This is a genomic window from Terriglobia bacterium (assembly GCA_036496425.1).
Taxonomy (GTDB): domain Bacteria; phylum Acidobacteriota; class Terriglobia; order 20CM-2-55-15; family 20CM-2-55-15; genus 20CM-2-55-15.
Genome location: DASXLG010000363.1, coordinates 1 through 4,887, shown reverse-complemented (window position 1 = coordinate 4,887; position 4,887 = coordinate 1). Strand labels below are relative to the sequence as shown.

At 57.8% G+C, this 4,887-nt stretch carries 4 protein-coding genes; 2 read left to right on the top strand and 2 right to left on the bottom strand.

All coding sequences use genetic code 11. The features are described from left to right. A partial coding sequence (locus tag VGK48_26715) for a M24 family metallopeptidase (GenBank protein ID HEY2384784.1) occupies positions 1–1,018 on the bottom strand: 1,018 nt, incomplete at its 3' end. Positions 1,019–1,050: 32 nt separating this feature from the next. Here VGK48_26715 and speY point away from each other — a divergent pair. After that, positions 1,051–2,157, top strand: coding sequence for a deoxyhypusine synthase (speY, locus tag VGK48_26710; GenBank protein ID HEY2384783.1), 1,107 nt, complete (start codon positions 1,051–1,053; stop codon positions 2,155–2,157). A gap of 6 nt (positions 2,158–2,163) precedes the next feature. Beyond that, complete coding sequence (locus tag VGK48_26705; protein ID HEY2384782.1) at positions 2,164–4,185, top strand: molybdopterin oxidoreductase family protein; 2,022 nt, start codon at positions 2,164–2,166, stop codon at positions 4,183–4,185. A gap of 4 nt (positions 4,186–4,189) precedes the next feature. Here VGK48_26705 and VGK48_26700 read toward each other — a convergent pair. Next, positions 4,190–4,887 (bottom strand): DUF1015 family protein (locus tag VGK48_26700; GenBank protein HEY2384781.1); only part of this gene is annotated, 698 nt, incomplete at its 5' end.

The following is a 4,887-nucleotide window of genomic DNA, read 5'->3' as shown; positions in this document are numbered from 1 at the left end:
CCAGATTATCGATATTGGCGCCGTTGCCATGCACTTCTTCGTGGATGTTATGCCCGGTACGATGCAGAAAGTACTCCCCGTAACCCGCTTTCGTGATGGACTGGCGCGCCTCTTCATCGATCTGCCAGCCGTAAAGGACTTCACCCGTGGGGTAGCGCTGTTGCGCCGCTTTGATGGCGGCATCGCGGCCGTTTCGCACGACGTCGAAGATCTTCTGATGCTCCGAAGGCACGGAATCGCCGATAAAGAAGGTCCAGGTGATGTCGTCATAAACCGCATGGGGACTGCGGCGCTTCGACCACATGTCGATAAGAAGAAAATCACCCTTCCGCATTGGAAGATTATCGTCGAGATTCGGCGCGTAGTGGGGATCGGCGCTGTGCGCATTGATGGCGACGATCGGCGGATGGCCTGCGATCAGATCCCGCCGCTCATATTCTTCCAGGAGAAAATTCTGAATCCCCACCTCGGTGGCCTCAACTTTATCCTGGACCCGGCGCCGAACTTCTCCCGCGACGGCGTCGACGATCTCCCGCATGTGCTTCGCCGCATACAGATGCGTCTCGAGTTGCTCCTGTGTCCACACCGCCTCAAATACCTGGACAAGGTCGGCCGATGAAACGACATCCACACCGAAGCTGCGGATCAGTTCGACCGTGCCGGCATCGACGCGCGAAACGTATGGAATCGCATTCAACGGCGAATACTGCATCGCCACTTTTTTCACGCCGGATAAGGCTTGCTGCAAAAGCTGATGCAACTGCTGCCAGGGCAAATAGATATGTTTATCGCCGGGCAGACTGTCGAGCGTCCCGGTTTCGATCGCATGGACAATTTTCTGCGGAGTGCCTTTCGCGGGAACAAAATAAAACCAGCGGCGAGTCGTGAACCTGGCGTGATCCAGCTTCAAGATGTTTTCGGCTATGGGATCGCTGCCGCGGAAACTGTAAAAAAGCCATCCGTCCAGTTTGTCCTGCTGCAACGCCCGTTGAAGTGATTCGATATGCGCATCATTCATGCCAAAAAGGTTACCTGATAGAATGTTTAGGGATGAAGAACAAAAGTCGCTATTTGCAGGGACAGCGGATCGAACCGCCCGCTATTGATGCCAACATCTCGATAGCCGATCTTATCGATCAGACGTTCAATGCGTACAATGCCGGACGTTTTCGCGAGGCTTGTCAGCTCTTTGCCGAGCGCGTTCTGGCCGACGACGTCACCGTCGGAATGAGTCTGTCCGGCGCGATGACGCCAGCCGGTATCGGGATGGCTGCCATTATTCCACTGATGCGCGCCGGATTTATCGACTGGATGGTCTCGACGGGGGCAAACCTTTACCACGATACCCACTTCGGCATTGGCCTGGAGATGCGCCGCGGCCTTCACAATCTCGACGACCGCGTCCTCCGCGAAGAAGGGGTCGTGCGGATTTACGACATATTCTTTGAATATGACGTGCTGCTGAAAACGGACTCCTTTTTCCGGGAAATGATCACTGGCCCGGAATTTCAGCGGACCATGAGCACGGCTGAATTCCACCATCTCGCGGGCAAATATGTTCTCGAGCGCAGCCGGGTGCTCGGCCTGAAAGACAAGTCCCTGCTCGGCGCCGCGCACGAGCTTGGCGTGCCGATCTACACCTCGTCACCCGGCGACAGCTCGATCGGAATGAACGTGGCGGCGAAAGCGCTCGAAGGCAACAAGCTGCTGTTCGACGTGAACGCCGACGTCAACGAGACGGCCGCGCTGGTCTACGGCGCGAAAAAGAGCGGGAACAAGAGCGCCATTCTGATCATCGGCGGAGGGTCGCCGAAAAATTTCGTACTGCAGACGGAACCCCAGATCCAGGAAGTCCTCGGACTGGACGAAAAAGGACATGACTACTATCTGCAGTTCACGGATGCGCGACCCGACACAGGAGGACTCTCGGGCGCGACGCCCGCTGAAGCCGTCACCTGGGGCAAGGTGGATCCGGAACGGCTGCCGGATGCGGTCGTCTGTTACATCGACTCCACCGTCGCTTTGCCTTTGCTGACCGCGTATGCGATGGCCAAACGCAAACCGCGGCAGCTGAAACAGCTTTACCAGCGGCGCGAAGAGCTGCTCAGCTCAATGAAAAAGGCTGCTGCAAAAGCAGGCAACTTGAAGAAGGTATAGACCGCGATGAAGGTTGTCCGGGCTGTTTGTCCTCACGATTGTCCCGATACCTGCGCCATGCTGGTCGAAGTCGACGACAGCGGCCGCGCCGTGCGTGTCCGGGGCGATTCTTCAAATCCCTATACCCACGGCGGCCTTTGCGTGAAGGTCGCGCACTACGAAAAGCGCACCTATCATCACGATCGCCTGCTTTATCCGATGAAGCGGACCGGCAGGAAGGGCGAAGGCCAATTCGCCCGCATCTCCTGGGATGAAGCGCTCGATACGATTGCCTCAAACCTTAAGGCCATTGCTGCAGACGATCCGCAGTCGATCCTGCCCTACAGCTATGCCGGAACCATGGGCCTGCTCCAGGGCAGCAGCATGGATCGCCGGTTCTTCCATCGCATGGGCGCGTCTCTGCTTGATCGTACGATCTGTTCGAGCGCCGGCATGTTCGGTATGCGATATACGGTTGGCGCATCCGTCGGCACGAATCCCGAAACGGTCGATCAGGCAAAGCACATCCTGATCTGGGGCTCGAACATCATCACATCGAACATTCACCTGTGGCGGTACATCCTCAAGGCCCGTTCCCGCGGCGCGAAAATCGTCACGATCGATCCGCTGCGAACCAGGACCGGCGAACAATCGGACGAGCACATCGCCATCATGCCGGGTACGGACGGCGCGCTTGCTCTCGGCATGATGCACATCATCGTGCGCGACAACCTGCAGGATCAGGATTACATCGACAGGTACACGATCGGTTTCGAGCAGCTCAAGCCGCGGCTGCAGGAATACCCGCCGCCGCGAGTCAGTGAAATCACGGGAATCCCGGAAGACACGATCGAGCGCATCACGCATGAATACGCGGAAAACTCGCCCGCCTTCATCCGCGTGAATTACGGACTCCAGCGTCATTCCGGCGGCGGAATGGCGGTTCGTAATATCTTCTGCCTTCCGGCGCTCCTCGGATCGTGGCGTTATCCCGGCGGGGGCGCAGTTCTCAGCACCAGCGGGTTCTTCAAATACGACAACGCCGGGCTCGAACGGCCTGATTTGATTCAGGGACATCCTCGAACCATCAACATGAGCCAGCTGGGTGAGGCGCTCACGAATGCCGTCCCTCCGGTTCGCGCGATCATTGTCTACAACAGCAATCCGGGCGCGGTTGCTCCGAACCAGCAGCGCGTATTGGCGGGTTTCAAACGCGAGGATCTGTTTACGGTCGTGCTCGAGCACTTTCAGACCGACACGGCGGATTACGCCGACATTCTGCTTCCGGCGACGACGCAACTGGAGCATCTCGATATTCACAGGTCATATGGTCACACCTACTCGATGTTGAATACTCCCGCCATTGAGGCCCAGGGAGAGAGTAAGCCGAATACCGAGATCTTCCGTCTGCTTGCCGCCCGCATGGGATTCGATGAGCCTGCATTCAGAGATACCGATGAAGACCTCGTCCGCCAGGCGCTGCACGGTGTGCAAGGAATCAGCTTGGAGAAGTTGGAAGAAAAAGGCTGGATGTCTCTCGGAATCGGCGATGCCCCGTTTGCCAAGGGCGGCTTTCCGACACCGTCCGGCAAATGCGAGTTCTACTCCGACCGGCTGAAGGACCTCGATCCGCTTCCCACGTACATTCCGCCACGCGAGGATCGCTTATCGAATCCAGCTCTGGCGCAGAAGTTCCCGCTGGCGCTGATCTCGCCGCCGGCCCATCATTTTCTCAACTCCACATTTGTGAATCTCTTCGCGCAAAAAGAGATCGAGCCGACGCTGGAAATCCATCCGCTGGATGCGCAGCCCAGAAATATTCGCGGCGGCACGCCGGTGGAAATTTTTAATGACCGCGGCAGTTTCCTCGCGAAAGCTGCAATCACCGATCGTACGCGCCGCGGTGTCGTCTCCGCTCCTTCGATCTGGTGGAACAAGCTGGTACCCGGCGGCCGTAACGCGAACAGCACGACGTCGGAGGAAGTCACCGACATCGGAGGCGGCGCAACGTTTTACGACAATCTGGTCGACGTTCGTGCCGCGGATTGAATGCCTATTCCAGCGTGTACATCGTCAAGCCGGACAGAACCTTCGGATAAAAATCCGTCGATTTCTGCGGCATGACATTCCCCTCGTAAGCAATGTCGCGCATCTGATCGAGCCTTGTCGGGTTCAGCAGAAAGGCAACCTGAGCCTTTCCGGAACGGACCGCGTCCATTGCGGCTTCCGCCTCGCGCAGATACGTCAGGTAGCTCTCCTTTTTGACGGCATCCTCCGTTATTCCCAGACAACGCTCCAGGATCAACCGGTGAAGCACAACCACATCCAGAGTGCGCTGCTTCGCGGAAAGATCCGGCATCAGCGCCGCAAGATCCAGGCCCGGCTTGAGCTGCAGGTGCGACAACTCTCCGCGCACGAACACGCCGATCGTCGGCCGGTCCCCTTTTGACAGATCGAAGAACTCCGACGCGCGATCGAACAGCGTCCCCGCATCAAACGACGGCAGGTTCGACAGCACGCGGTGGGTCGGGAGAATGGTCAGGCCCGGACTGTCCATATTGAAGAAAGTCATCGGGATTCGATCGCTGCCTTTTGCGCCATGCATCTCCTCGCGAAATGCCAGCGCCGTTTCATAGCGGTGGTGGCCGTCCGCAATGATCAGCTTCTTGTCGGCCATCTGCGACTGAATGAAAGAAATCTTCGCGCGATCGAGCAGCGTCCACATCATGTGTTCGACGCCGTACTCATCGT

Bases quoted from the DNA above. Each gene is read 5' to 3' on its own strand.
- speY (HEY2384783.1), top strand. From the start codon at position 1,051: ATGAAGAACAAAAGTCGCTATTTGCAGGGACAGCGGATCGAACCGCCC.
- VGK48_26705 (HEY2384782.1), top strand. From the start codon at position 2,164: ATGAAGGTTGTCCGGGCTGTTTGTCCTCACGATTGTCCCGATACCTGC.